We start from the raw sequence: 23,441 nt of genomic DNA, 5'->3' as shown, positions 1-23,441 counted from the left end.
CTGATTCACCGCTGACGGTCCGGCCGGCGGTCCGCAGCCGGGGCCCGATGACTAAGCTTGCTCCATGGGCGCATCACCTGCACTGCATAAAGAGCCGCGGGTCCTCGAAATCGAGACCCTCGAGCAGTTCGACCGGCTCGTGGCGGAGGGCGCGAAGACGCTGCGGGCCGGGGCCGGGCAATCCTTGAACGGGTGGCACTTCCAGTCGGTGGACCTGCGGGAGCGGACCAGTGTGCTGCGGGACCTGGATCCCTCCGGCGCGATCTTCCTCGGCTGCGACTTCGAGCCCGGGGTGGAGGAGTGGCTGCGTGCCCGCGGCGCGCTGCTGTTCCCCGTTCTTCCCGGTATCCCGTTCGATGCCTACCGGGCCGCGGTGTATACGCCCTCCGAGCTGTTCGATGGCCTGGCCGCCGCAGAGTACGAGGCGACGCCTGACGCGCTCATCTACGCCTGGTCCACGCAGCCGGCTGCCCGGGTGAACCTCGACGCCACTCTCGCGGCCAGCCTGCATGACCACGCCGTCGGCGATGCCATGGATGCGTTGTTCGACGGCCCGGGCTTCAACGGCCGGAAAGTGGTCGGCGTGATGGGCGGGCACGCTGCGGAGCGCGGGAGTAAAACGTACGACGACGCCGCCCGCCTGGGCAGGCAGCTCGCGAATGCCGGGTGTGCAGTGGCGACCGGAGGCGGTCCGGGCGCGATGGAGGCCGCCAATCTCGGGGCTTACCTGTCATCGGCGGAGGACAGCGCTTTCGCCCAGGCGTTGGCCTCGCTGGCCGAAGTGCCTTCCTTCCGCCCCTCCGTAACGGCTTGGGCCAGGGCGGCGGCGCGGGTCCTCGAACAGCACCCCGACGGCGTCGTTAATCTTGGCATTCCGACTTGGCACTACGGGCACGAACCGCCGAATCTGTTCGCCACGCACATCGCCAAGTACTTCGCCAATGCCATCCGGGAGGCCGTGCTGCTGGAGCGGTGCAATGGCGGCATCGTTTTCCTGCCCGGCGCCGGCGGAACAGTGCAGGAGATTTTCCAGGACGCGTGCGAAAACTATTACGCGACGCCGGAGCAGCTCTCGCCGATGATCCTGGTGGGCGCCTCGTACTGGACTGACGAGCTTCCCGTATGGCCGCTGCTGCAGTCGCTGGCACGCGGACGGGCGATGGAAGAGGCCATCCACCTGGTTGATTCGGTAGAAGCGGCGGTGCAGCTCACGCTTCCGTAGCACCCCTGGCGCAGTCCCCGCCAGCCGAGGTGCAACAGCGTCAGGCGACCCCGGTGCCGAACAGCAGGCCCATAAGGTAGGTTGCCAAGGCTGCCCCGAAGCCGATGCCCAACTGCCGCATCGCCCGTTTGAACGGCGAAGCCCCGGAGAGCAGGCCGACGATTCCTCCGGTCACGAGCAGCGCCAGGCCAACAAGAACCAGCGAGACCAGTATGGCCGGCAGGCCCTGCAGGCCGAAAATGTACGGCAGGATCGGTACCAGCGCGCCGCTGGAGAAGAACAGGAAGCTGGAGATGGCTGCATTCCAGCCGGTCCCGATCTCCTGGTACTCGACCTCCTCAACTCCGGGGTGCAGGGACAGGCTGGGATCGCAGTCGCAGTTCAGGTAGCCCATCCGTTCCGCGGCCCGGTGCTCGGCAGCCTCGAGGGTCATGCCGCGGGCCCGGTAAACCAGGACCAGTTCGTTGGATTTCAGATCCAGGTCCGGAGCCGCCGTCAGGGTGATCTGGGTGGGTTTTGTCGCACTGAGCAGTTCACGCTGGGAACGAACGGAAACGTACTCGCCGGCGCCCATGGAGAGCGCCCCGGCCAGCAGGCCGGCAATGCCGCTGAACAGGATGAAGCCGCTGGAGACGCCGGTGGCGCCGATGCCCATGATCAGGGCGAGGTTCGAGACCAGTCCGTCGTTGGCGCCGAAGACCGCGGCACGGAAGTTGCCGGATAGCCGTGCGCGGCCGCGGGTTGCGAGGCCCCGGATGACCTCTTCGTGGATCAGTTCGTCGGCGGCCATCGCATTCGTGGCGGCCGGTTCGGAGCTGTAGGGGGAGCGGCCCTCGGCCCGCTGCGCCAGCGCCATGACAAAGACCGAGCCGAACCAACGCGCCATGGTGCGCAGCAGGCTGCGCCGGAACGATGGGCGCGCAGGTTTGTCCGCGTGCTCGCCGAGCAGGTCGCGCCAGTGCTGTTCGTGCCGGCCCTCGGCTTCGGCCAGTTCCAGCAGGATGGCTCGTTCTTCGCCGTGGCGGCGGCGGGCCAAGTCCCGGTAGATGGCCGCTTCGGCTCGTTCGTCGGCCAGATACCGGCGCCAAAGTTTGATGTCCCGGCTCGACGGCGGGGCCTGGCTGGATTGGGTGGGTCCTTCGCGGGAAGGGCTCATGGTGGCGCTGCTCCTGATCATGGACCGGAGACGGGATGGCTCCGGTCAGTTATACGGCAAACTGACCGAAGGTCTCGCTCGCCCGAAGCCTGCCGGATTGATGCAGGATCAGGTGGACTGCCGGGCCAATCGTGCTGGCCAGTATGTCGACAGGCCTCCACGCCGTTCCATGACAGGGCTTCCCGATAAACCGGAAATTCCCCGACAAGCGGTGGAGCTACTCCCCTTCGCAGCCTCCATCATACCTTGGCGGGTCCCGAAGGTCCCGGAGCCAGGGGGTTAGCCAGCACACACAGGCGTTCATGAAGGATAGGTCGGGGAAGTGTCATGGGGGAGCCGCGATGCCGGGATGAACACGGGCCGCCGTTAGGATGGAGCCGTGGCTACCTCGGCATCTCCTACCCCGGATCCCGCATCCGGGCGCAACAAGTTCTCCACCCGGCTGCTGCGCGGCGGTACCGAACCGGATCCGCGTTTTACGCTGGCCAACGAGCGCACCTTCCTGGCCTGGATCCGCACTTCGCTGGCGCTGTTGGCCGGCGGCATCGCCGTTGAGGCGTTCACCACCGAACTGTTCATCACCGAGGTCCGCAAGACCGTGGCCATCCTGCTGCTGGTCCTGGCCATGGTGATCGGCGCCGGCGCCTTCTTCCGGTGGCTGAACGTGGAGCGGGCCATGCGGCAAAAAACCCCGCTGCCCCTGCCACTGATCGCGCCCATCCTTGCTGTCGGCGGGGCAGTTGTCGCGGCGATCCTGGTGGTCTTCGTTGTCCTGCGGCCCCTCTGACCATGGCTCTGCGCCGCGGTCCCGCACCCGAACATAACGACGCCGGACTCCAGCCTGAGCGCACGTCGCTCGCCTGGGGCCGGACTACTATGGCCATGGTGGTTGCCGCCGCGATCTTCCTGCGCTGGATGCCGCACCATGGCTGGTTCGCCGGGATCCTCGTAGCCGTCACGCTGGTGACGGCCCTGGCCATCAACCTCACCCAGAAAATCCGGTACCACCGCGCTGTCCGCGGCATTGCGAGCGAAACGGTCCATGCCGACGTCGTTGGTGTCCTTTTTACTTCCGCCAGCGTCTTCGTCCTGGGTGCACTGGGCATTTACACGGTGTTGTTCCTGCCCGTGGGCGGCTAGCCAGCGGGCAGGAACAACAGGTCCAGCAGGAGCAAGGCAGGTCAGCGGCTGTGGGCGTCTTCCGGGCCTTCCACCGGGACTTCTTCCGAAACGGCGCCGGCAACCCGCAGGTCCCAGGCCTCGCGCACGGCCGGGTCGGTCGGCTTGGTTGCCAGGGATACCACTATGTAGGCGAACAACGAGGCGATCAGGCCATAGTAGATCGGCTCGTTAGCGTAGATGCCGTCGTACTGGTTTTCCGCGTTGACCTCGAGGATGATCATGGTGGTCAGGGTGACCACGCTGCCGGCGGCCATGGACGCCGCGGCGCCGAGACCGGTTCCGCGCTTCCACACCAGGCCGCCGAGAATGGCGATGAGCAATCCGCCGACCAGGATGTCATAGGCGATGGTCAGCGCGGCGACCACATCCTGCACCAGGATGGCCAGCACGATCGCCAGGACGCCGAGGCCGAGGACGTACCAGCGGCTGCCCTGCACATCGTGCTCCGGGTTTTCTCCGTGCTCGTGGTGGGCCGGCTTGCCGAACCAGGAGCGGACAAAGGGCACCACGTCTGCCTTCGCCACGGTGGCGGCGGCAATCAGCGTGCCGGAGGCGGTGGACATCATTGCGGCCACGGCGGCGGCGAGCACAATGCCGCCGATGCCGATGGGCAGCAGGTTCATCGCGACGTCCGCATAAACGTCGTCCTGGTTCTCCAGACCCGGAATGACGACGGCGGCCGCCATGCCTATCAGGGCGCCGGCGGCACCGTAGAAGATGCAGTAGATGCCGGCGGTCGCGCCGCCCCAGCGGGCAACCCCCGGAGTCCGCGCCGTGAAAACGCGCTGCCAGATGTCCTGCCCGATCAGCAGGCCCAGGGTGTAGACCACGAAGTAGGTGATGATGGTCTGCGCGCCGATGCCGCCGATGTCGAAGAAGGACGCGTCAACGCGCTCGCGGATCCCGCCCAGTCCGCCGGCCGCGTTCCAGGTGAACGGCAGCATGAGCAGGAAGACGCCGATGGTCTTGATGACGAACTGCGCCATGTCCGCCAGTGTGATGGACCACATGCCGCCGATGGTGGAGTAGATGAGCACAATGGCGCCGCCCACGGTGATGGCCAGCCAGCGTTCCCAGCCGAAGAGCACCACCAGGATGGTCGCGTAGGCGCCAGTCGACGTGGCGCACAGCATCAGGGTGTACGCCAGCATGACGATGCCGGAGACCTTGGTGGCGCTGACGCCGTAGCGCAGGGTTAGCATCTGGGCCACCGTGTAGATTTTCAGTTTCTGCAAGGTCGGCGCGAACAGCAGGCTCAGCAGCAGCACGCCGGTGCCGATGGCCACCACCAGCCACATGCCGGAAAGCCCGAACGTGTAGCCGAGACCCACGCCGCCGACGGTGGAGGCACCGCCGAGAACGACGGCGGCCATGGTGCCTGTGTAGAGCAGCCCGCCGAGTCGGCGGCCGGCCACGAGATAATCGCTATTGTTCTTGGTGCGGGACTTGCCCCACCAGCCGAAAAGCAGCATTGCGGCCAAGTAGGCGACCACAATAATGACGTTGATGAATTGTCCATCCATGGGAAGAAGCTCCTGGAAGCAGGAAATGAAGAAATTGCCTGTTAGGCAACAAGTGTTGAGTGCTAGGCTAATTGTGATGTGCCCGACACGTCAAGATATTTCGAAGATCCGGGGGAGTAGCCCTCTCCGGCCGCGAGAAAGAGTTGCTCAGTGAAAGCACTGCCTGTTGAGCCCAGCAATGCCCCGGTGGCGATCGGATCCCGGATCCGGGCGGCGCGGCAGGAACAGCGCATGACCATAGAGCAGGTCGCGGACTCCACCGGTTTGACCAAGGGCTTCCTGAGCCGGGTCGAGCGGGACCTCACCTCGCCGTCGGTGGCTTCGCTGGTGACGTTGTGCCAGGTGCTGGGCATCTCCATCGGCGACTTGTTCCTGATGCCGGAAACGCATTTGTCCCGGGCGGGGGAGGGGCCGCGGATCAGCCTCGGCGGCCAGGGCATCAGGGAAGAGCTGCTGACCGCTCGGCATGAGCGCCGCCTCCAGATCATTCGGGCGGTCATTGAGCCCCGCGGGCGGGGCGAATCCGAGCTGTACTCGGTGGACTGCGAAGTGGACGTCCTGCATGTCATCGCCGGTCAGATCACGCTGATCTTCACGTCCGAACGCTACGAACTCAATGCGGGCGACACCATCTCCTTCTCCGGGCGCGAGCCGCACAGCTGGATCAACGAGACGGACGAGCAAGCCATCGTTACCTGGACTTTGGTCCCGGCCGCCGCGCGGTAATTCTGCTGGCCGAGGCCTGCGGCTACTCCTGCTGCAGGTCGATGACCACCTTCACATCGTCGTCGCGTTGTTCGAAGGCCTGGGCGAAGTCTTCGAGCTGCGTCCGTCGGGCGATCAGGCGTCCGAGCCAGGCCTGGTCCGCCTGTGCCAGCGCTTCTGCGGCCTGGAGATAGTGGCGGCGGTTGGCGTTGACCGTGCCGAACACGACGTCGTTCTCCAGCACCGCGGTGCGGTTGAGCTGGCCCAGGTCGACCGGTGTCCGTCGTCCGGTTCCGGACACGCCGGTGAGGCAGGTGATGGCGTTGTTTGCGCTGCAGCTGATGGTGTCGAGCACCACGGAGGGAACCCCGGTGCATTCGAGAAGCACATCAGCTTTCACGCCGGAATCGGGGAGCGGGTCCGTTGGAACACTGCGCCGAGTTCCTTCACCAGGCCCGGCTTGGGCCCTTCGTTGACCAGATCGTAGACGTGGACTTCCAGCCCGCGCTGCACTCCCAGTAGCGCGGCCAGAAGGCCCGCGGGTCCCGCGCCGGTTACCGCGACGACCTCGGGGTCGAAATAGGCGCGTGCGCCAATGCGTTCGATCTGCTCCCAAGCCTTCGCCACAATGGTGGTGGGTTCCAGCAGCACGCCGACTTCGGTCAAGGAGGCGTCGAGCTTCACCATCGCGTCCGGCTCGGCCCGCCATTGCTGCCGAGCGAACCCGTCCAATGACTTAATGCCGTGCTCGGTATATTGCCGGTTCAGGCACATGCCGCCTCGCGGGCCCGGCCCAGATTCTCATGCCCCAGGACCAGATGCTCCCAGCCTTCCGGCGCCGAACCGTATTCGGCGGCGATGATCTCCCGGTCCGTCCCGCAGAGGCCGACGGACAGCGCGTCGACAAGGACCGCACCGTCGCCGGGATCCGGTTCCGCCACATCCCGCAGGGCGAGGGAATCTTTGACGCCGGGTGCAACCGTCAGTGCCTGCAATGATGCCTCCTGAGCCGGTGCCGCAACTTCAGCTTTCTGTCAGGCTATACATGCCCCTTTCCTGTTGGCCAGAGGACGCCGGCCTTGACTGAGACGCTGACCACAATTAGCCTATTTCAAAACACTTGATGCTTATTGGGCAACTTTTTCTCAGGAGAGACCACATGGAAGAACTCCGCGTCGAGGCCAACGGCAAGCTCGGCCCCATCGATTCATCACGGATTCCGCGCTTTGCCGGCGCCGCCACCTACGCCCGCCTCCCGCGTCTGGACCAGGTGGCCCACGCCGATGTCGCCGTCGTCGGTGTTCCCTTTGATTCCGGGGTTTCCTACCGCCCGGGGGCGCGCTTCGGCGCCAACCATGTCCGTGAAGCCTCGCGGCTGCTGCGCCCGTACAACCCGGCCTGGGACGTGAGCCCATTTGAAAGCCTGCAGGCCGCCGACGCCGGGGATATGGCGGTCAACCCGTTCAACATCAACGAGGCGATCGAGACCATTCAGCAGAACGCGCTGGATCTGACCGAAAACGGCACCAAGCTCATCACCCTCGGTGGGGACCACACCATCGCCCTGCCACTGCTGCGCGCCGCCGCCGAGCGTGCCGGCCAGCCGGTGGCCATGCTCCACTTCGACGCACACCTGGACACCTGGGACACCTACTTCGGCGCCGAGTACACGCACGGTACCCCGTTCCGCCGCGCGGTTGAGGAGGGCATCCTGGACACCGAGGCCATCTCGCACGTGGGCACCCGCGGCCCGCTCTACGGCAAGAAGGACCTGGACGATGACCACCGTTTCGGCTTCGGCATCGTGACCAGTTCCGACGTCTACTACCAGGGCGTCCGCGAAGTGGTGGCCAAGCTGCGCGACAGGATCGGCGACCGCCCGCTCTACATTTCGGTCGATATCGACGTGCTGGATCCGGCGCACGCGCCCGGCACCGGGACGCCCGAGGCCGGCGGCATGACCAGCCGCGAACTGCTGGAGATCATCCGCGGCTTCCGCGGCATGAACCTCATCGGCGCCGACGTCGTGGAAGTGTCGCCGGCGTACGACCATGCGGAAATCACCGGCGTCGCTGCCAGCCATGTGGCCTACGATCTGTTGACGCTGATGGCCGCGAACGCCGCGGACAGCCAGAACAACGACGGCGGCGCTTCCGTTGGGCGTGGCGCTTCCGTTGCGCGCGGGGGAGCGGACCGGCGCGGGCCCCAGGCACGGGGCGAGACGCCGCCGCACGGGGATCCGCTGGCCGCCAAGGCGCTGCGCGGCGGGGAAGGCTCCTGACATGGCGCAACCCAGTACCGGCGGTGCCAGCACCGGCGAAACCCTTGTTGCGGCCCGCAATGGCGGGGACCTCGTCGTCGAAACCCTGAGCGCCCTGGGTGCAACCACCGTGTTCGGCATTCCGGGCCAGCACGCGCTCGGGCTCTTCGATGCCTTGAGCCGGTCCAACCTGCACTTTGTTTCTTCCCGGGTGGAGAACAACTCGGCCTTCGCCGCGGACGGCTTTTCCCGCGCCACCGGCGACGTCGGCGTGCTCTTCCTCTCCACCGGACCGGGTGCGCTGACCTCGCTGGCCGGACTGCAGGAGGCCTACGCCACCGGCGTGCCGATGGTGGTGGTGGCCAGCCAGATTCCGCTCGAAGGGCTCGGCGCCCGGCGCAAGGGCATGCTGCACCAGCTCGATGACCAGAAGGCCTCCGCCGCCAACGTCACCAAGAGCCAGCGGCTGATCCAGCACGCCTCCGGCATTCCGTCCGCCATCCAGGACGCCTGGACCGAGGCCATCTCCTCGCCGCAGGGCCCGGTCTGGGTGGAAGTGCCGCAGAATGTCCTGCTGGATCCGATTATGGTCCCGCCGGTCGAAGACGCGCTCGCCGAAGCGTTCGACAATCCGCCGCGGACCGAGCTGGTAAAGGAAGCGGTGAAGTGGCTCGCTTCTGCCGAACGCCCCGCCATCATCGCCGGCGGCGGGGTGCGCCGGGGCAGGGCCGAGCCGTGGCTGCGCTCCATTGCGGAAAAGCTGCGTGCCCCCGTGGTCTGTTCACCGGGCGGCAACGGGGCATTCCCCTGGCGGCACGAATTGTCGCTGCAGTCCTGGGTGGAGGACCGCTACGTCACCGATGTCCTGGAAGACGCAGACGTGTTGGTGGTGGTCGGGTCCTCGCTGGGCGAGGTGACCAGCAACTACTTCACCTTTGAACCGCGCGGCCGAATCATCCAGATCGATGCCGAACCCCGGGTGCTCGAATCCAACCGGCCGGCTTTGGGCATCCGGGCCGACGCGGGCCAGGCCCTGCAGGCGCTGGCCGAAGCGCTGATCGCCTCGGCCGCGACGCAGTCAGAGCCCGCGTTCTCGCCGGACTGGCACGGCAAGTCCCCGGAACAGCTGGTGAAGGAAACCCTGGCCAATGTGCAGGCTCGCCTCGATGCCCAAGACCTGGCCAAGGAGCGGCAGTTCATGGCCGACATCCGCGAGGCGGTTCCGGATGATATGCAGACCTTCTGGGACATGACAATTTCCGCGTACTGGGCGTGGAGCTGCTGGGATTCGCGTGAGGGTCAGTTCCACTCCGCGCAGGGCGCGGGTGGGCTCGGCTTCGGCTTCCCGGGGGCCATCGGCGGTGCCGTCGGCCTCGCCAGCAAGGGACTGCCGGCACGCGTGCTGGCGGTTTCGGGCGACGGCTCCGCGATGTACTCCATTAGCGAGCTGGCCACCGCCAAGCAGCACAATCTCCCGGTTACCTGGCTGATTGTTGACGACGGCGGGTACGGCATCCTGCGCGAATACATGGAGGACGCCTTCGGGCAGGCCACCGCCACCGAGCTCGCTCGGCCGGACTTCGTGAAGCTGGCCGAAGCCTTCGGGGTTCCGGCACGTCGGGTGGAGCCGGGGAATGTCCGCCAGGCCCTCGAGGAGAGCTTCGCTGCGGACGGACCCAACGTCGTCGTTGTTGAGACCTTGCTCAAGATGTTCGCCCCGACGCACCTGGCAACCTGAGGGAGGCGGGATAGAACTCCCCATCGAGGACTTCCGGCGATTCGGTTAGACTCGCCGGAGGGGGCGGCGGAAGATGCTGCTTCCGTATCACCCGCACCTAGCTCAGGGGAATCCTTGTCTAACCAGTCTCCCGAAAATCCGTCGAACCAGCCGCAGGAAGGCGCAAACCAGCCGGCCTCGAACTACCCGTCGAACCAGCCGTACGGCCAGGCGCCGCAGCAGAATTCACCATATGGCCAGTACCCGGACCAGGGCGGCTACGGCTACCAGGCGCCGGTGCAGGAAAAGAAGGGCCTGGCCATCACGGCGCTGGTGCTCGGTATTGTCGCCCTTGTGTTCGGTGTGATTCCCGGTATCGGCTTCCTCAGCTTCATCCTTGGCCCGCTGGCGATCATTTTCGGCATCATCGCGCTGATCAAGAAGCAGAAGAAGGGCCTGTCCATCACCGGCATTGTCCTGGGCGCGCTCGGCGTGATCGCAGCCATCGTCATTACCGCGGTCATCGCCACGATTTTCAGCAACGCGGTCGGTGACCACACCGTGCAGTACAAGGTGACCTCGGAAGGGCCTGCAGCCGTGGTGTACTTCGACGGTGCCCAGCCGGTGGAGGAGCAAATCGACGGGGACTGGGAGGAAGAGATTTCCTACAACGGGCTCCCGATTGGCGCCGTCAGCGTCACGTCCGAAAGCGGCACCGTGACCTGCGAAATCATCATGGACGGCCAGAGCGTTGCCACGAACTCCGGCAGCGGCCAGGTTGAATGTACCTCGGGTGACGGGGCCGCCCAGTAGCGGTCGGCACCACCAGAACGAGCAGCCCTTCCCACGCGGGAGGGGCTGCTTTTTTGGTCGAGTGAGGGCCGGGTCGGCGCGGGCCCCGGGCAACCGGCTGAGGCGCCGCACTCTTATTCGGCCGGCAGCGGCTCGCCGGGATGATCCTGCGCCCATAGGCTGCTCATTTCCTCGATTGCCTGCTGCATGATGTGCAGCATGGCCGAGTGTGCCTCATCCGGCTTGCGGCGCTGGATCGCGCTGGCGACGTCGGCATGCAGTTGCAGGGCCTCGTCGCTGGGATGGTGCGGCATGAGCCCGTACTGGGTCCGGCCGGAGAGTACCTCAGCGACCAGTGAGTCGAGCTTGGCGAACATCTCGTTGCCCGAACTCTGCAGCACCAGCCGGTGGAACTCGATGTCCAGGGTCAGGAACTCTTCGGAGTCGCCGGCCTGACCCGCGGCCCACATTTTGGCGGCCAGACCCACCAGGTCCGAGGCGCCCGACAATGGAGCGCGTTGCGCGGCGAGCAGCGCGGCCTGGGGTTCGACGGCGCTGCGTAATTCGGTGAGCGAGCGCAACTGCTTCAGCCGTCCATTGGTGGCCAGGCGCCAGCGGATGACCAGCGGGTCGTAGAGGTTCCAGGCTGTGGCGGGCTGGATGGTCACGCCCACCCGGCGGCGTGATTCGACCAGGCCCATGGAACCGAGGATGCCCAGTGCCTCCCGGATCACCGACCGGGAAACGTGGTAGCGCTCTTCCAGTGCGTCGCTGCGCAGGACCTCGCCCGGATGCAGGCTTCCCCCGCAGATTGCCATGCCGAGCTGTTCCAGCACGCGCCCCTGCAGGCCGGAGGCACCCGATGTCGGCGAGGACGCTGGCGACGCGGCTGGCGTCGAGCCCGCGCCCGGCCCTGCCGACGCGTCAGCCATCGCTGTGCGCTCGCTCATTGTGCCGCCTGCCTTTCGCCACTCATCTTTTAATTCAACCATGCCTCTTGAATAAATATGATCTAAGTCACTATTGTTCAAGTAATCGGCAGATGTAAAGAGGCATCTGCTGCGGGTCCGTCACAGTCGATCAGGGCCCCATCCAGAAACGGAGTCAGCGTGAAACGACAGAATGTAATGCGCGCTACGGCGGTGGCAGCCCTGCTCTCCCTCGGGCTCACAGCTTGCGGCAGCGGAGGCGGGGGCAGCGAAGAAGCTTCCAGTACCGTGCGGGTGACTCTGGCCAACCATGTGTGGACAGACATCATTAAGGAAGCAATTCCGGAATTCGAAGCGGAGACCGGCCTCAAGGTCCAGCTCACCCAGTTGGGCGAAGACCAGCTCTCGGACCAGTACAACGTGAAGCTCAACGCCGGCACGGACGAGATCGACGTGATGATGTACCGGCCGCTGCAGGAGGGCAAGCTCTTCGCGCAGAACGGGTACCTGGCCGATCTCACCGAGCGGGTCGAGGGCAACGCGGAATGGGACTGGTCGGACTTCCAGTCCGGTCCGGTCGAGGCCACCACCTTCGAGGACAAGGTGGTGGGCGTGCCGCTGATCACCGAGCGCGAGGTGCTCTACTACCGCAAGGACCTGCTGGAAAAGGCCGGCATTGAGGTCCCCAAGACCCTCGAAGAGCTGGAAGCCGCAGCCAAGCAGATCAAGGAAGAGAACCCGGACACGGCGGGCTTCGTCGCCCGGACAGGCCGGTCCGCGGCAGTCACGCAGTTCTCCTCGTACCTGTATTCCTTCGGCGGGGACTTCATTGACGATTCCGGCAAGTCGGCCATCGGCACTCCCGAGGCCAAAGAGGCCTACGACTATTACGGCCGGATGATCCGCGAGTACGGGCCGGAGAACGTCAGCACGGACATGAGCTGGCCCGAGGCCATGGCCATCTTCACCCAGGGCGGCGCCGCGTTCTACACCGAGGCGGACAGCCTCTACAAGAACGCCACCGATCCCGCGGACTCCAAGGTGGCGGACACGGTCGGCTTCGCGCCCATGCCCGAGGGCCCGGCAGGATCCAAGCCGTACAACGTTCCCTCCTGGGGTCTGGCGATCAACGAGGCCTCGGCCAACCAGGACAACGCGTGGAAGTTCATTGAGTGGGCCACCAGCAAGGAAAAGACGCTCGAGGTCCAGAAGGCCGGCGTGCCCGGACCGCGTTCGTCCGTCTGGGAGGACCCGGAAGGCATCTCCACCTACCCGAAGGACCTCGCGGAGGCCATTGCGGTCAGCGCCGAGAACGGGGTTGGCTATGACCGCCCGCTGGTGGTCTCGGTAGCCGAGGCCCGCGAAATCGTCGGCGATCCGATCGTTGCCGCCATCACCGGCGCGGATGCGGCCAAGGCCGCGGAAACCGCCAACACGTCGTTCGAGGCCTTCCTCGAAGACGAAAAGTAGCCGAACCAAAGGCTGACGGAGAACGACGGCGGCAACGCACCGCCGTCGTTCTCCCACCACTCCAACCCAGGGTGAGAGATGACTGCACTATCCACTGACACCACGCAGCGCGGGCCCGCCGCCAAGGGGCCGAAAAAGACCGGCTGGCAGACCTACTCGGACTGGGCCAACGACCACCGCAAATGGCTTTTCGCCGCCCCGGCGATGGTCTTCGTGGGCATCCTGATTGTCTTCCCGCTGGCCTGGACCCTCTACCTGAGCCTGACGGATGCCTCCGGCTCCGTCCGTGCCGAATCCGACTTCATCGGGCTCGAGAACTACGCGGAAGTCCTGACCGATACGCAGCGGTTCTGGCCCGCCGTCGGGCGCACCTTCTACTTCACCATCGGCGCGCTGGCCATCCAGATGGTGCTGGGCATGTGCATCGCGCTGCTGCTCTGGCGGCCGTTCAAGGGCGAAAGGTTTGTCCGCGTGGTGATCCTGCTGCCGCTGGTGGCAACCCCCGTGGCAGTGGGCATGATGTGGCGGCTGATCCTGGACCCGAACATCGGGTTCGCCAACCAACTGCTGGGATTCTTCGGCCTGCCCGGCCAGCCCTGGCTCTCCAGCCCGGAGACGGCACTGACCACGCTGCTCTTTGTGGATGTGTGGCAGTGGACGCCGATGGTGGTGCTGATCCTGCTGGCCGGGCTGACGTCCCTGTCCGATGAACCGGACGAGGCCGCGCGGATCGACGGCGCTACCGCCTGGCAGCGGTTCTGGTACGTGACGCTGCCGCTGATGATGCCCACCGTGATCGTGGCGGTGCTGCTGCGCGGGATCGACGCGCTGAAGACCTTCGACATCCTTTATGCCACCAAGGGCAAGGGCGGTGGTTCCTTCAACGAAGTGGAAACGCTGAACATCTACGCCTACGGCCTCAGCTTCGACTACATGGACTACGGAGTGGCCTCGGCCGTGCTGATCCTGTTCTTCATGATCATCGTGGCCTGCATGTGGCTCGTGACCTTCCGCCGGAAGGGGAGCAAGTAATGAACGCCCTGACAGATACCCAACGCAACGCAACTACGGCAGCCGATGGTTCGGGCAACGGAACCGGCGCCGCGAAGCCGGCCGCCCGCCGTCGTAAGCCGATCCGTACCCGCGCCTACAAGTGGTTCCGGGTGGTGGCGCTGGTGGCGATTGTGCTGACCTTCCTGGCGCCGCTGGTGTGGATGCTGCTGGCCTCGCTGAAGACCAATGTGGACATCTACGACGCGTCCAAGGCGGTCATCTTCAGCCCCACGTGGGAAAACTACGACAACGTCCTGGGCCGGAACAACTACTTCACCTTCATCTTCAACAGCTTCTGGGTGGCCTTCGTGTCCACCGCGCTGTCCCTGATCATCGGGATTCCGGCAGCCTACTCGATGAGCCGGTTCGCGATGCGCCGGTCCGCGCTGGTGGTGCTGATGGCGCGCATCATCCCGGGTGTCTCGCTGCTGGTGCCCTGGTACTACGTGTTCTCGAACCTGCGGATGGTCGGCGGGTACGAGGTGCTGATCCTCTCGCACATGTTCGTTGCCCTGCCGCTGATTGTCTACATCATGATGAGCTACTTCGACTCGATGCCGCTGGAACTGGAGGAGGCGGCGCAGGTGGACGGGCTGACGCCGATCGGCGCGTTCACCCGGATCACGCTGCCGCTGTCCGTGGCGGGCATTGCCACCGCCGGCATCCTGTCCTTCATCTTTTCGTGGAACAACTTCATGTTCGCCTTGGTGCTGTCCGGGGCCAACACCAAGACACTGCCCGTGGCCATCTTCAACTTCGTTTCCTACGCCTCCATCGACTGGGGTGGCCTGATGGCCGCGGCCACGGTGGTGACGATTCCGATCATGATCATCGCCCTGTTCACGCAGAAGTACATCGTTTCCGGCCTGACCGCCGGCGCCACCAAGGGATAGGCAAGGGGATGGGAGCGCGGCCGATGCGCATCGTCAAGGTTGAGACTTTCCTGGTGCCGCCGCGATGGCTCTTTGTCCGGGTCGAGACGGACACCGGCATTGTGGGCTGGGGCGAGGCCACCTGTGAGGGCCACTCGGAGACCGTGCGGACCGCCGTCGCGCAGTTTGCGGAGGTGCTGCTGCAGTCGGATCCGCTGCGGATCGAAGACCACTGGCAGGTGATGACCAAAGCCGGTTTCTACCGTGGCGGCCCCATCCTGGCCAGTGCTGTCTCCGGGATCGACCAGGCGCTGTGGGACATTGCCGGCAAGCACCTCGACGTGCCGGTGCACCAGCTGCTGGGCGGCCACGTGCGGGACCGTATCCGCGTCTACGGTTGGGTGGGCGGCGATGACCCCAACGAGGTCAAGGACCACATCCTCGAGCAGCTCGACGCCGGACTGACCGCGGTCAAAATGAACGCCTCGGGCAAAATGGGCAGGCTGGGCACCGTGGCGGAGATCGACGGCGTGGTCGCGCGCGTGGCGGCGGCCCGGGAAGTCTTGGGGGAGCACCGGGACGTGGCGGTGGATTTCCACGGCCGCTTCACCCTGGCCAACACCCGCCGGGTGGCGCCGCTGCTGGAACCGCTGCGCCCGTTCTTCCTGGAAGAACCCGTGGTGCCCGAAAACTCACACCTGATCGGCGAGCTGACCCGCTCCACGACCATCCCGGTCTCCACGGGGGAACGGCTGTACTCCCGGCAGGAATTCCTGCCCGTGCTGCAGGCCGGCATCGCCGTCGCCCAGCCGGATCTTAGCCATGCCGGCGGCATTTCCGAAGTCCGCCGGATTGCCTCCCTGGCTGAGGTCTTCGATGTCCAGCTCGCCCCGCACTGCCCGCTCGGCCCGCTGGCGCTGGCCGCCTGCCTGCAGGTCGGCTTCGCCACGCCCAATTTCCTGATCCAGGAGCAGAGTATCGGCATCCACTACAACCAGGGCGCCGAGGTGCTGGACTACGTGCTGGACAAGACGCCGCTGAAGTTCGTGGACGGGCATATTGAACGGCTGACCGGACCCGGCCTGGGTATCGAGATCGACGAAAACGCGGTGCGGGTGGCCGACAAGCTGGAGCACCAGTGGCGCTCGCCGCTGTGGCGCCACGCCGACGGCTCCCACGCGGAATGGTGATGATGATGCAACCGACCCCTTTGAAACCTGATGACCTGGTCGCCGGACTGCGCGAGGCCCGGCTGCTGGCCGTCATCCGCGGGAACGACGCCGATGCCTCCATTGCCGCGGCCCTCGCCTTGGTGGAGGAGGGGGTCAAATACCTGGAAGTCGCGATCACCACTCCGGATGCCCAGCGGGTGATCGAGACCGTGTGCGAGCACGCCGGTCCGGATGCCGTCATTGGTGCCGGAACGGTCTTGACCGTTGACGACGTCGCGGCGGTCCTGGGCGCCGGGGCGAAGTTCATCCTGACCCCGTCGCTTGCGCCGTCCGTCGCTGAAGCGGCCGAACGCGGCGTCCCGGTCATCGCCGGTGCCTTCACCCCGAGCGAGTGCTACCGGGGCATGGAACTTGGCGCCTCCGCCATCAAGCTCTTCCCCGCCTCGGCCGGCGGCCCGGAGTACCTCAAGGCAGTGCGCGATCCGTTCCCGGACATCCCGTTCATCGCCATCGGCGGCGTGGGGCAAGCCGAAGCGGTGGAATACTGGCGGCGCGGCGCGCTCGCCGTCGGTGTCGGCGGCCCGCTGGTCGGCGATGCCGCGTCCGGCGGAGACTTGGCGGAACTGCGCAGCCGGGCGCGCGCCTACCTGCAGCTGGCCGCGGACTCCCGGGGCTGACGGTGGAGCCTGTTGATGTCCTGACTTTCGGCGAATCCATGGGCTCGTTCCGCCACACCGGCCTGTTGCGGATGGGCGGCAGCGCACAGCTGTGCCTGGCCGGTGCGGAATCCAACGTAGCCATCGGTCTGTCCCGGCTGGGACACACCACACGCTGGGCCGGGCGCTTGGGGCAGGACGAGATCGGTGCCTTCGCACTGCGGCAGCTGCGCGCCGAAGGCGTGCTGACGGATGCGGTCAGCCATGATGAGCACCGGCCCACGGGACTGATGCTGCTCGAGCAGCGGACGGCGGAGCTGGCCCGCGTGCAGTACTACCGGGCGGGCTCTGCCGGTTCCGCCTTGACCGTTGACCTAATCCGTCCCGCCGTGGCAGCCGGCACCCGGATCCTCCACTTGACCGGCATCACGCCTGCACTGTCGGCCAGTGCCGCCGAGGCGGTGCTGTGGGCCGTCCAGGCTGCGCGGGATGCCGGCATCCTGGTCTCCTTCGACGTCAACTTCCGCGCCAAACTCTGGACGGCGGAGCAGGCGGCCGAAACGCTGCCTGCCATCGCCGCGTGCGCCGACGTCGTCATTGCCTCCGAGGACGAACTGGCGCTCGCGGTCCCCGAAGCTCATGACGGCGAGGCCGCGGCTGCCGCCGCGTTGGCTGCCGTGGGTGTGGATCAGGTCATCATCAAACGCGGGGCGGACGGCGCCACGGGCTGGATCGATGGGCAACCGCATCATGTGGCGGCCCACCAAGTCGTCGTACGGGACACTGTCGGAGCCGGGGATGCCTTCACCGCCGGCTACCTGTCGGGCCTGTTGGACGGGCTCGATGTGCAGGCGCGGCTGGAACGCGGAGCGATTCTGGGCGCGTTCGCCGTCGGCTATCCGGGGGACTGGGAGGCGCTGCCCACGCGTGCGGAACTGCGGCTGTGGGAACAGCAGGCCGGGACCACGGTGAGGTGAAAAGGCTGCCGGACTGGCTGGCAGGAGTACCGCATCTAGCCCAGGAACCCGATGAGCCGTTCTTCCAGACTGCCCAGGTCGCTGGACTTCTTGAACTCGCACTCCCACACGGTCAGCACGTCCCAGCCTGCCGCGGACAGTTCCTGACGCTGCGCCGCGTCCCGGGCTGCGGTCCGGGACCGCTTGGCCTGCCAGAACTCCGTATTGGACTTGGGCTCGTGCTGGCCTACCTTGCAGTTGTGCGCATGCCAGAAGCAGCCATTGACGAAAATGACCTTGCGGCGGCCCGAAAAGACCAGGTCCGGCCGCCCGGGAAGCTTGGCCCCAGCGGCGGAGCCGTGCAGCCGGTACCGATAACCCCTGGCATGCAGCAACCGGCGGACAATGAGTTCCGGTTTGGTGTTCTTGCCGCGGATCCTGGACATGTTGGCGCTGCGCTGCTCGGGGGTGAGCGAATCGGCCATGCACCCATTTTAAGCTGCGGGACAAGGCCGGCCCAATGGAGTCCACAAACCCCTATGCAGATAGTTATTGAGCGATAGAATCGAAGCACTGTCGCCGGCACCCGCGGTCTTCGGCGAGATCTGACGGAAGAAGGAACGCTATGGCCAACTCCAGTCCCACAAATCCCGACGCCGTGCGCTCGCTGCTTGAGGACTTCTCCCTGGAGATGACCGGCAAGGATGTGCCGGCGCTGGAAGAGGCTGCCGCTTTCATCCCGCCGGGCACCCGGATCTCGGTGACCTTCCTGGGCAACGAGGACCTGCCGATGCGGGTGGGCGCGGCGGCTGCCGTCAAGCGGCTGGGCTTCGTCCCGGTTCCCCACATCTCTGCGCGCAGGCTGGCCTCGCAGGCGGAGCTGGAGGGGTTCCTCGACGCGTTGGCAACGGAGGCGGCCCCTGAGGACGTGTTTGTGGTCGGCGGTGACCCCGCCCAGCCCGAAGGACCCTATGAGGACTCCCTCGCTCTCATCCGGACCGGGCTACTGGGTAAATATGGTTTCAAGCGCGTGAGCATCAGCGGCTACCCGGAGGGGCATCCCGACATTAGCGACGAGGTGCTGTGGCAGGCACTCGCGGACAAGTATGCGGCGCTGCAGGAACTGGGTCTGGAGTGCTCGATCATCACGCAGTTCGGGTTCGACGCCGACCCGGTTTTCGCCTGGCTGTCGGAACTGCGAAGGCGCGGTGTGCAGGCCCCGGCAGAGATCGGCGTGCCCGGGCCTGCCGGCGTCAAGCGGCTGCTCAACTATGCGCGCCGTTTCGGAGTCGCTTCCTCCGCAGGGATTGTGCACAAGTACGGATTCTCGCTGACGAACCTGCTCGGCACGGCGGGCCCGGATAAGATCATTAAGGAATTCGCGCAGCGTCACAACGAGGCCGAGCACGGCCGGATCCTGCTGCACTTCTACACCTTCGGCGGGCTGAAGACTACGGCGGAGTGGGTCCGCGAGTTCCGCGCCGGCGGATGAACGCGCCGAGGGATGAACGCAACGGGTGGCGGGCACCTGGCCCGCCACCCGTCGTCGTACTTCGGAGTATTCACCGGCGGAGCCAGGATGATGTTCCAGGCCCCGCCGGTTCCGGTTAGCTCTTCTGGCCGGAGCGCCAGCCGCCCTGGTAGTCCTTCCGGACCGTCTCGGAGTATGGCACCGGGCTGACCACGGCGCGCACCTCGAGCTGCTGGTGCGGCTCCACCGTGGTCTTGCGGGTGCCGCCGTCCGGCTCGCCCCAGATGACCTTCAGTTCCGTTCCCTCCGGCACGGACGGATCCACGGTGGCCAGCGAGAGTGCACGCCGCTCGTTGGCGCTGTATCCGGTGAACATGGACAGGCCCACGTTGGTGCCGTCCGCATCGACCACGGCGTCGTAGTTCGAGGAGCCGTAGTTAGCCAGCGGCAGGTCGAAGTACTTGTACGGCGTGCCTTCCGTATCGAACAGGGACGCGAAGATCTTCGCCATGTCCTCTGGATTCCACGCCAGCGTGACCTTCTTGCGCTGGGTGGCCGGATCGATCTTCTCCAGCGCCTCGCGGCCGATGAAGTCATGGTCGAACTTCACGAACGAGCCGTAACCCAGCTCCCACGGCGTCAGATAATAGTCCTCGATCTTGTCCGCAACGAAGCTGCCGGCTACCGCGTTGGTCGCCTCGTAGCTGTCCGCACCTAACCATTCGCGGTAGGGCCGCATTTCTTCGCCGGTGTAGATTGCCGGCAGCGGCGACGGGATCCAGCCCGACTCCAGCGTGTTGGACGGATAGGCGCGCGAACCCACGGCCAGCATGCCGAACTCCTGGCCGATCTGCAGGATCGTGTCGCGGGCCTTGTCATAGGTTTCGTACGGCCCCCACAGCTCCAGTCCGGGCGCACCGGCCATCCCGTGGCGCAGCGTGCGGACCTGCGCGCCGGCCAGGTTCATGTGGTCCATGTTGAAGAACTTCAGCTGCTCCACCGGGCCGCCGTTGACTTTCTCGATGATCTGCCAGGCGTTGGGCCCCTGGATCTGGAAGCGCCAGTACTTGCGCTTTACCGGCTGGCCCATCGGGCGCGACGGCGAGCGGCGGTCGACGACGATCTCGGCATCGTAGCCGCCGGTCTCGCCATGGTAGAGCAGCCAGTTGGCCGCCGGGGCACGGCCCACGTAGATGTACTCGTCCTCAGCCTCGTGGAAGAGGATGCCATCGCCGATCACGTGCCCAGCCGGCGTCGTCGGCACATACTGCTTGGCCTTGTTGACCGGGAAGTTGGCCACGCTGTTGATGGCGGTGTCGGAAATCAGTTTCAGCGCGTCCGGACCCTTGATGAACAGATTGTCCATGTGGTGGGACTGATCATAGAGCACTGCCGTCTCGCGCCAGGCCCGCTGCTCGCTGCGCCAATTGGTGAATTCAGGGGCGACCACCGGGTAGATGTAGGCGCCGAGCTGGGAATTGCGCAGCAGTTCAACGGTGTTGCCGGAGGCGTCCAGGACTTCCTGCAGATTCTTCGCATTCATCGTTGCTGTTCCTCTCCTCGATCAGTTCTTGACGTAGCCGTTCGGGTTCAGGACGTACTTGGTTGCGGCGCCGGCGTCGAATTCGGCGTAGCCCTTGGGTGCGTCGTCGAGCGGGATGGCCTTGGCGTTGACGGCCTTGGCGATCTGGACCTTGTCGTGCAGGATCGCCATCATCAGCTGGCGGTTGTATTTCATGACCGGGCACTGGCCGGTGGTGAAGGACAGCGATTTGGCCCAGCCGGTGCCGAGGCTGATGGAGAGCGAGCCGTGCTGCGCGGCTTCATCCGCCGCCCCGGGATCGCCGGTGACGTAGAGTCCGGGGATGCCCAGCGCTCCGCCGGCGGCGGTGATGTCCATCAGCGAGTTCAGCACGGTGGCCGGCGCCTCGTGCGAGGCGTCCTTGCCGTGGCCGCGGGCTTCGAAACCAACGGCGTCGATGCCGCAGTCCACTTCGGGCACACCGAGGAGCTGCTCGATCTGGTCCTTCGGGTCGCCCTGGGACACGTCCACGGTTTCGCAGCCGAAGCTGCGTGCCTGCGCGAGGCGTTGTTCGTTGAGGTCGCCCACGATTACGACGGCGGCGCCGAGTAGTTGTGCGCCGGCTGCGGCAGCGAGGCCGACCGGGCCGGCACCGGCCACGTACACGGTGGAGCCGACTCCGACGCCGGCGGTGACGGCGCCGTGGAAGCCGGTGGGCAGGATGTCGGAGAGCATGGTCAGGTCCATGATTTTCTCCAGGGCCTGGTCGCGGTCCGGGAACTTCAGCAGGTTCCAGTCCGCGTAGGGCACCATGACGTATTCGGCCTGGCCGCCGACCCAGCCGCCCATGTCCACGTAGCCGTAGGCGCTGCCGGGGCGGTCGGGGTTTACGTTGAGGCAGATGCCGGTTTTGCGTTCCTTGCAGTTGCGGCAGCGGCCGCAGGAAATGTTGAACGGGACCGAGACAATGTCGCCGGTCTTGATGAATTCGACGTCGGGTCCGCATTCGATGACTTCGCCGGTGATTTCGTGTCCGAGTACCAGGTCGGTCGGGGCGGTGGTGCGGCCGCGGACCATGTGCTGGTCCGAGCCGCAGATGTTGGTGGTGACTGTTCGCAGAATGACGCCGTGGGGGACCTTGCGGCCGATGTTGGCCGGGTTGATCCCCGGGGCGTCTCTGAGTTCAAAGGTGGGGTAGTCGGTGTCGATGACCTCGACTTTCCCTGGTCCTTTATAGGCAACGGCTCTGTTTCCTGACACGGGGCATGACTCCTTATTCTGGACCGCACGGTAATAGTCATCACGCTAGCGGACTTCACTCACTATGGCTATAGGTACTTCGGGCGTAGTCGTCAGAGTGCTCCGGCGCCTGCTTCCGCGACGGTTTGATCCTGCTCACCGCTGCCGCCGCTGACGCCAATCGCGCCGACTACCTGGCCGTCTCGGCTGAGCGGCACGCCACCAGCGAAAATCATGATCCGGCCGTTGTTGCTGGCATGGATGCCGTAGAACTGGTTGCCCGGCTGCGAGTTGTCGCCTAGGTCCTTGGTTTGGATGTCGAAGGCACGGGAGGTGAAGGCCTTGTTGATGGAGATGTCGATGCTGCCCAGCCAGGCGCCGTCCATCCGCACGTGGGAGATGAGGTTGCCGCCGGCGTCGACCACGGCGATGTTCATCGGCTGGCCAATTTCTTCTGCGCGGGCTTCGGCGGCAGCAATGATGCTGCGGGCATCTGCAAGGGTAAGCGTGTTCATTCTTGTCTCCTAGCGCTGGTTCCGCCGGCATGGCGCGGCTCGACTCGGCACTGGCGCGGCTCTGCGCCAGTGTTGGATGCGGCGGGTACGCCCCACGCTAGTCCTCTTGCCCAGTGGTGACTAGGGACAAAAAACGGGGCCGTGCGGCTCATGCCGCACAGCCCCGTCCGGGTCCGGCCGTAAATCCGCCGAGGCGGATGGTGAGGCTAGAGGTATTTGGCCGGGTCTACTTCCTCGCCGTCGACGACGACCTCGAAGTGCAGGTGGCAGCCGGTGGAATTGCCGGTGGTGCCCAGATCGGCGATCGAATCGCCGCTCGAGACCTTCTGGCCCTGGCTGACGCCGATGCTCTGCAGGTGGTTGTAAGTGGTCTTCATGCCATCGCCGTGCTCAATGACGATGCGGTTGCCGTAGCCGACGGCGCTGGAGGAAGCTTCGACGACCTTGCCGGCTCCGGCAGCCTTGACGTCGGTACCGCAGGCGAGGGCGTAATCGGAGCCGTTATGGAACTCCCCGGCTGCCCCTGTGACAGGGTTGATCCGGTAGCCGAAGCCCGAGGACTGATTCAGGTCGGCTACGGGGGAAGCCAGGCCGCTGGCGGCGGTCTCTTTGGCAGCAGGCTTGGACTCCTTTTTCGGCTTGTCCTTGGCATCATCGGCCTTCTCGACGGAGGCAGCCTTAACTTCGGTCTTCGGCTCAGCCTTCTGCTCTGGAGCAGCCTTGCTGGTCACTTCGATGCGCTCGAACTTCATCTCGCTGTCCTGTGCTGCAGTCACCGGGGCCGAAGACGTGCTGGCGGCGCTGACGGTGCTCAGGTCTTCGTGACCGGAGACCGCCTGGGCGGTGGGAACAGCGGCCAAGGCAATGATGCCGGTGGCAGCCAAGGCCAAGCCGGCCTTCTGGGAGGTGCTGGAAAAGCGGCGCTTCGAGGCGCGGCGACGGCCTTCGCCGTCTTGGTTCCGCACGGCGGTCAGCAGGGAAGTATCTTCGGCGCGACGGCGGCCGCGCACAGGCTTATTGGTCTGCAAA

23 protein-coding genes and 1 pseudogene are annotated in these 23,441 nt (G+C 65.8%); 14 read left to right on the top strand and 10 right to left on the bottom strand.

Features of this window, described 5'->3' with window-relative positions; genetic code table 11:
- Window positions 1-64 precede the first annotated feature (64 nt).
- Window positions 65-1,222: an LOG family protein gene (locus AC5RWO_RS08250; RefSeq protein ID WP_498730826.1), complete on the top strand. Its 1,158-nt coding sequence runs from the start codon at window positions 65-67 to the stop codon at window positions 1,220-1,222.
- Between the two features lie 40 nt (window positions 1,223-1,262).
- Here the strand turns inward: AC5RWO_RS08250 and AC5RWO_RS08245 are convergent, their stop codons facing one another.
- The gene (locus AC5RWO_RS08245) at window positions 1,263-2,378 is read right to left on the bottom strand and encodes a VIT1/CCC1 transporter family protein (protein ID WP_498730825.1); all 1,116 of its coding nucleotides are present in this window, start codon (window positions 2,376-2,378) and stop codon (window positions 1,263-1,265) included.
- 379 nt (window positions 2,379-2,757) lie between these two features.
- Between AC5RWO_RS08245 and AC5RWO_RS08240 the strand changes: the two genes are divergently transcribed.
- Both AC5RWO_RS08240 and AC5RWO_RS08235 read left to right on the top strand, forming a co-directional pair.
- Complete coding sequence (locus tag AC5RWO_RS08240; protein WP_498730824.1) at window positions 2,758-3,165, top strand: YidH family protein; 408 nt, start codon at window positions 2,758-2,760, stop codon at window positions 3,163-3,165.
- A gap of 2 nt (window positions 3,166-3,167) precedes the next feature.
- Window positions 3,168-3,518: a DUF202 domain-containing protein gene (locus AC5RWO_RS08235; RefSeq protein WP_074699694.1), complete on the top strand. Its 351-nt coding sequence runs from the start codon at window positions 3,168-3,170 to the stop codon at window positions 3,516-3,518.
- A gap of 41 nt (window positions 3,519-3,559) precedes the next feature.
- Here the strand turns inward: AC5RWO_RS08235 and AC5RWO_RS08230 are convergent, their stop codons facing one another.
- The gene (locus AC5RWO_RS08230; RefSeq protein WP_498730822.1) at window positions 3,560-5,083 is read right to left on the bottom strand and encodes a sodium:solute symporter family protein; all 1,524 of its coding nucleotides are present in this window, start codon (window positions 5,081-5,083) and stop codon (window positions 3,560-3,562) included.
- A 150-nt stretch (window positions 5,084-5,233) separates the two neighbouring features.
- Here AC5RWO_RS08230 and AC5RWO_RS08225 point away from each other — a divergent pair, with 150 nt between their 5' ends.
- Entirely contained in the window at window positions 5,234-5,809 is a 576-nt protein-coding gene (locus AC5RWO_RS08225; protein WP_498730821.1) for a helix-turn-helix domain-containing protein, read from the top strand.
- A 22-nt stretch (window positions 5,810-5,831) separates the two neighbouring features.
- On the opposite strand, the pseudogene AC5RWO_RS08220 reads toward AC5RWO_RS08225, so the two are convergent.
- Together AC5RWO_RS08220 and AC5RWO_RS08215 are read right to left on the bottom strand one after the other, a co-directional pair.
- Window positions 5,832-6,475 (bottom strand): annotated as a pseudogene (locus tag AC5RWO_RS08220) (MDR/zinc-dependent alcohol dehydrogenase-like family protein).
- Between the two features lie 77 nt (window positions 6,476-6,552).
- Window positions 6,553-6,783: a hypothetical protein gene (locus AC5RWO_RS08215; RefSeq protein WP_498730820.1), complete on the bottom strand. Its 231-nt coding sequence runs from the start codon at window positions 6,781-6,783 to the stop codon at window positions 6,553-6,555.
- 164 nt (window positions 6,784-6,947) lie between these two features.
- Between AC5RWO_RS08215 and speB the strand changes: the two genes are divergently transcribed.
- From speB to AC5RWO_RS08200, 3 genes are all read left to right on the top strand, one after another.
- Complete coding sequence (speB, locus tag AC5RWO_RS08210) at window positions 6,948-8,069, top strand: agmatinase (RefSeq protein WP_498730819.1); 1,122 nt, start codon at window positions 6,948-6,950, stop codon at window positions 8,067-8,069.
- Window position 8,070: 1 nt separating this feature from the next.
- Window positions 8,071-9,786, top strand: coding sequence for a thiamine pyrophosphate-binding protein (locus AC5RWO_RS08205; protein ID WP_498730817.1), 1,716 nt, complete (start codon window positions 8,071-8,073; stop codon window positions 9,784-9,786).
- A gap of 114 nt (window positions 9,787-9,900) precedes the next feature.
- Window positions 9,901-10,578, top strand: coding sequence for a hypothetical protein (locus AC5RWO_RS08200; RefSeq protein ID WP_498730816.1), 678 nt, complete (start codon window positions 9,901-9,903; stop codon window positions 10,576-10,578).
- Between the two features lie 113 nt (window positions 10,579-10,691).
- Here AC5RWO_RS08200 and AC5RWO_RS08195 read toward each other — a convergent pair whose 3' ends face one another.
- Complete coding sequence (locus tag AC5RWO_RS08195) at window positions 10,692-11,507, bottom strand: FadR/GntR family transcriptional regulator (protein ID WP_498730814.1); 816 nt, start codon at window positions 11,505-11,507, stop codon at window positions 10,692-10,694.
- Between the two features lie 159 nt (window positions 11,508-11,666).
- Here AC5RWO_RS08195 and AC5RWO_RS08190 point away from each other — a divergent pair, with 159 nt between their 5' ends.
- The 6 genes from AC5RWO_RS08190 to AC5RWO_RS08165 all read left to right on the top strand — a co-directional run bounded on the left by AC5RWO_RS08190 (window position 11,667) and on the right by AC5RWO_RS08165 (window position 17,686).
- Window positions 11,667-12,956 carry an ABC transporter substrate-binding protein gene (locus AC5RWO_RS08190; protein ID WP_498730812.1) on the top strand — a complete coding sequence of 430 codons (1,290 nt, stop codon included), beginning with the start codon at window positions 11,667-11,669 and terminating at the stop codon, window positions 12,954-12,956.
- 78 nt (window positions 12,957-13,034) lie between these two features.
- A complete protein-coding gene (locus tag AC5RWO_RS08185; RefSeq protein WP_498730811.1) occupies window positions 13,035-13,988 on the top strand; it encodes a carbohydrate ABC transporter permease in 954 nt (317 codons plus the stop codon).
- Window positions 13,988-14,902, top strand: coding sequence for a carbohydrate ABC transporter permease (locus AC5RWO_RS08180; RefSeq protein WP_498637464.1), 915 nt, complete (start codon window positions 13,988-13,990; stop codon window positions 14,900-14,902). Before AC5RWO_RS08185 ends, AC5RWO_RS08180 begins: the two co-directional genes overlap by 1 nt.
- A gap of 23 nt (window positions 14,903-14,925) precedes the next feature.
- Window positions 14,926-16,071: a galactonate dehydratase gene (dgoD, locus tag AC5RWO_RS08175; RefSeq protein WP_498730809.1), complete on the top strand. Its 1,146-nt coding sequence runs from the start codon at window positions 14,926-14,928 to the stop codon at window positions 16,069-16,071.
- Entirely contained in the window at window positions 16,071-16,730 is a 660-nt protein-coding gene (locus AC5RWO_RS08170; RefSeq protein ID WP_498730808.1) for a bifunctional 4-hydroxy-2-oxoglutarate aldolase/2-dehydro-3-deoxy-phosphogluconate aldolase, read from the top strand. Before dgoD ends, AC5RWO_RS08170 begins: the two co-directional genes overlap by 1 nt.
- A gap of 2 nt (window positions 16,731-16,732) precedes the next feature.
- Window positions 16,733-17,686, top strand: a complete 954-nt coding sequence (locus tag AC5RWO_RS08165) for a sugar kinase (RefSeq protein WP_498730806.1) — start codon at window positions 16,733-16,735, stop codon at window positions 17,684-17,686.
- A 35-nt stretch (window positions 17,687-17,721) separates the two neighbouring features.
- Here the strand turns inward: AC5RWO_RS08165 and AC5RWO_RS08160 are convergent, their stop codons facing one another.
- Window positions 17,722-18,150 (bottom strand): very short patch repair endonuclease, encoded by a 429-nt coding sequence (locus tag AC5RWO_RS08160; protein ID WP_498730804.1) that lies wholly within the window; start codon window positions 18,148-18,150, stop codon window positions 17,722-17,724.
- Window positions 18,151-18,290: 140 nt separating this feature from the next.
- On the opposite strand from AC5RWO_RS08160, the gene AC5RWO_RS08155 reads away from it, so the two are divergent.
- Window positions 18,291-19,157, top strand: coding sequence for a methylenetetrahydrofolate reductase (locus tag AC5RWO_RS08155; protein WP_498730803.1), 867 nt, complete (start codon window positions 18,291-18,293; stop codon window positions 19,155-19,157).
- Window positions 19,158-19,272: 115 nt separating this feature from the next.
- Here the strand turns inward: AC5RWO_RS08155 and ligM are convergent, their stop codons facing one another.
- The 4 genes from ligM to AC5RWO_RS08135 form a co-directional block, all read right to left on the bottom strand.
- Window positions 19,273-20,679 (bottom strand): vanillate/3-O-methylgallate O-demethylase, encoded by a 1,407-nt coding sequence (ligM, locus tag AC5RWO_RS08150; RefSeq protein WP_498730801.1) that lies wholly within the window; start codon window positions 20,677-20,679, stop codon window positions 19,273-19,275.
- Between the two features lie 21 nt (window positions 20,680-20,700).
- Window positions 20,701-21,918: a formaldehyde dehydrogenase, glutathione-independent gene (fdhA, locus tag AC5RWO_RS08145; protein WP_498730799.1), complete on the bottom strand. Its 1,218-nt coding sequence runs from the start codon at window positions 21,916-21,918 to the stop codon at window positions 20,701-20,703.
- A 92-nt stretch (window positions 21,919-22,010) separates the two neighbouring features.
- The gene (locus AC5RWO_RS08140) at window positions 22,011-22,412 is read right to left on the bottom strand and encodes a GlcG/HbpS family heme-binding protein (RefSeq protein ID WP_498730797.1); all 402 of its coding nucleotides are present in this window, start codon (window positions 22,410-22,412) and stop codon (window positions 22,011-22,013) included.
- A gap of 206 nt (window positions 22,413-22,618) precedes the next feature.
- On the bottom strand, window positions 22,619-23,440 hold the full coding sequence (locus tag AC5RWO_RS08135; protein ID WP_498730795.1) for a M23 family metallopeptidase: 822 nt from the start codon (window positions 23,438-23,440) through the stop codon (window positions 22,619-22,621).
- Window position 23,441 lies beyond the last annotated feature (1 nt).

It is taken from the genome of Arthrobacter sp. B055-34, assembly GCF_059090425.1.
Note: the sequence above shows the minus strand (reverse complement) of the source record. Positions and strands in the feature narration are given on the sequence as shown.

Coding starts and splice junctions, on each gene's coding strand:
- AC5RWO_RS08250 (WP_498730826.1), top strand. CDS start 65: ATGGGCGCATCACCTGCACTGCATAAAGAGCCGCGGGTCCTCGAAATC.
- AC5RWO_RS08245 (WP_498730825.1), bottom strand. CDS start 2,378: ATGAGCCCTTCCCGCGAAGGACCCACCCAATCCAGCCAGGCCCCGCCG.
- AC5RWO_RS08235 (WP_074699694.1), top strand. CDS start 3,168: ATGGCTCTGCGCCGCGGTCCCGCACCCGAACATAACGACGCCGGACTC.
- AC5RWO_RS08230 (WP_498730822.1), bottom strand. CDS start 5,083: ATGGATGGACAATTCATCAACGTCATTATTGTGGTCGCCTACTTGGCC.
- speB (WP_498730819.1), top strand. CDS start 6,948: ATGGAAGAACTCCGCGTCGAGGCCAACGGCAAGCTCGGCCCCATCGAT.
- AC5RWO_RS08205 (WP_498730817.1), top strand. CDS start 8,071: ATGGCGCAACCCAGTACCGGCGGTGCCAGCACCGGCGAAACCCTTGTT.
- AC5RWO_RS08195 (WP_498730814.1), bottom strand. CDS start 11,507: ATGAGCGAGCGCACAGCGATGGCTGACGCGTCGGCAGGGCCGGGCGCG.
- AC5RWO_RS08185 (WP_498730811.1), top strand. CDS start 13,035: ATGACTGCACTATCCACTGACACCACGCAGCGCGGGCCCGCCGCCAAG.
- AC5RWO_RS08180 (WP_498637464.1), top strand. CDS start 13,988: ATGAACGCCCTGACAGATACCCAACGCAACGCAACTACGGCAGCCGAT.
- dgoD (WP_498730809.1), top strand. CDS start 14,926: ATGCGCATCGTCAAGGTTGAGACTTTCCTGGTGCCGCCGCGATGGCTC.
- AC5RWO_RS08170 (WP_498730808.1), top strand. CDS start 16,071: ATGATGATGCAACCGACCCCTTTGAAACCTGATGACCTGGTCGCCGGA.
- AC5RWO_RS08160 (WP_498730804.1), bottom strand. CDS start 18,150: ATGGCCGATTCGCTCACCCCCGAGCAGCGCAGCGCCAACATGTCCAGG.
- AC5RWO_RS08155 (WP_498730803.1), top strand. CDS start 18,291: ATGGCCAACTCCAGTCCCACAAATCCCGACGCCGTGCGCTCGCTGCTT.
- ligM (WP_498730801.1), bottom strand. CDS start 20,679: ATGAATGCGAAGAATCTGCAGGAAGTCCTGGACGCCTCCGGCAACACC.
- AC5RWO_RS08140 (WP_498730797.1), bottom strand. CDS start 22,412: ATGAACACGCTTACCCTTGCAGATGCCCGCAGCATCATTGCTGCCGCC.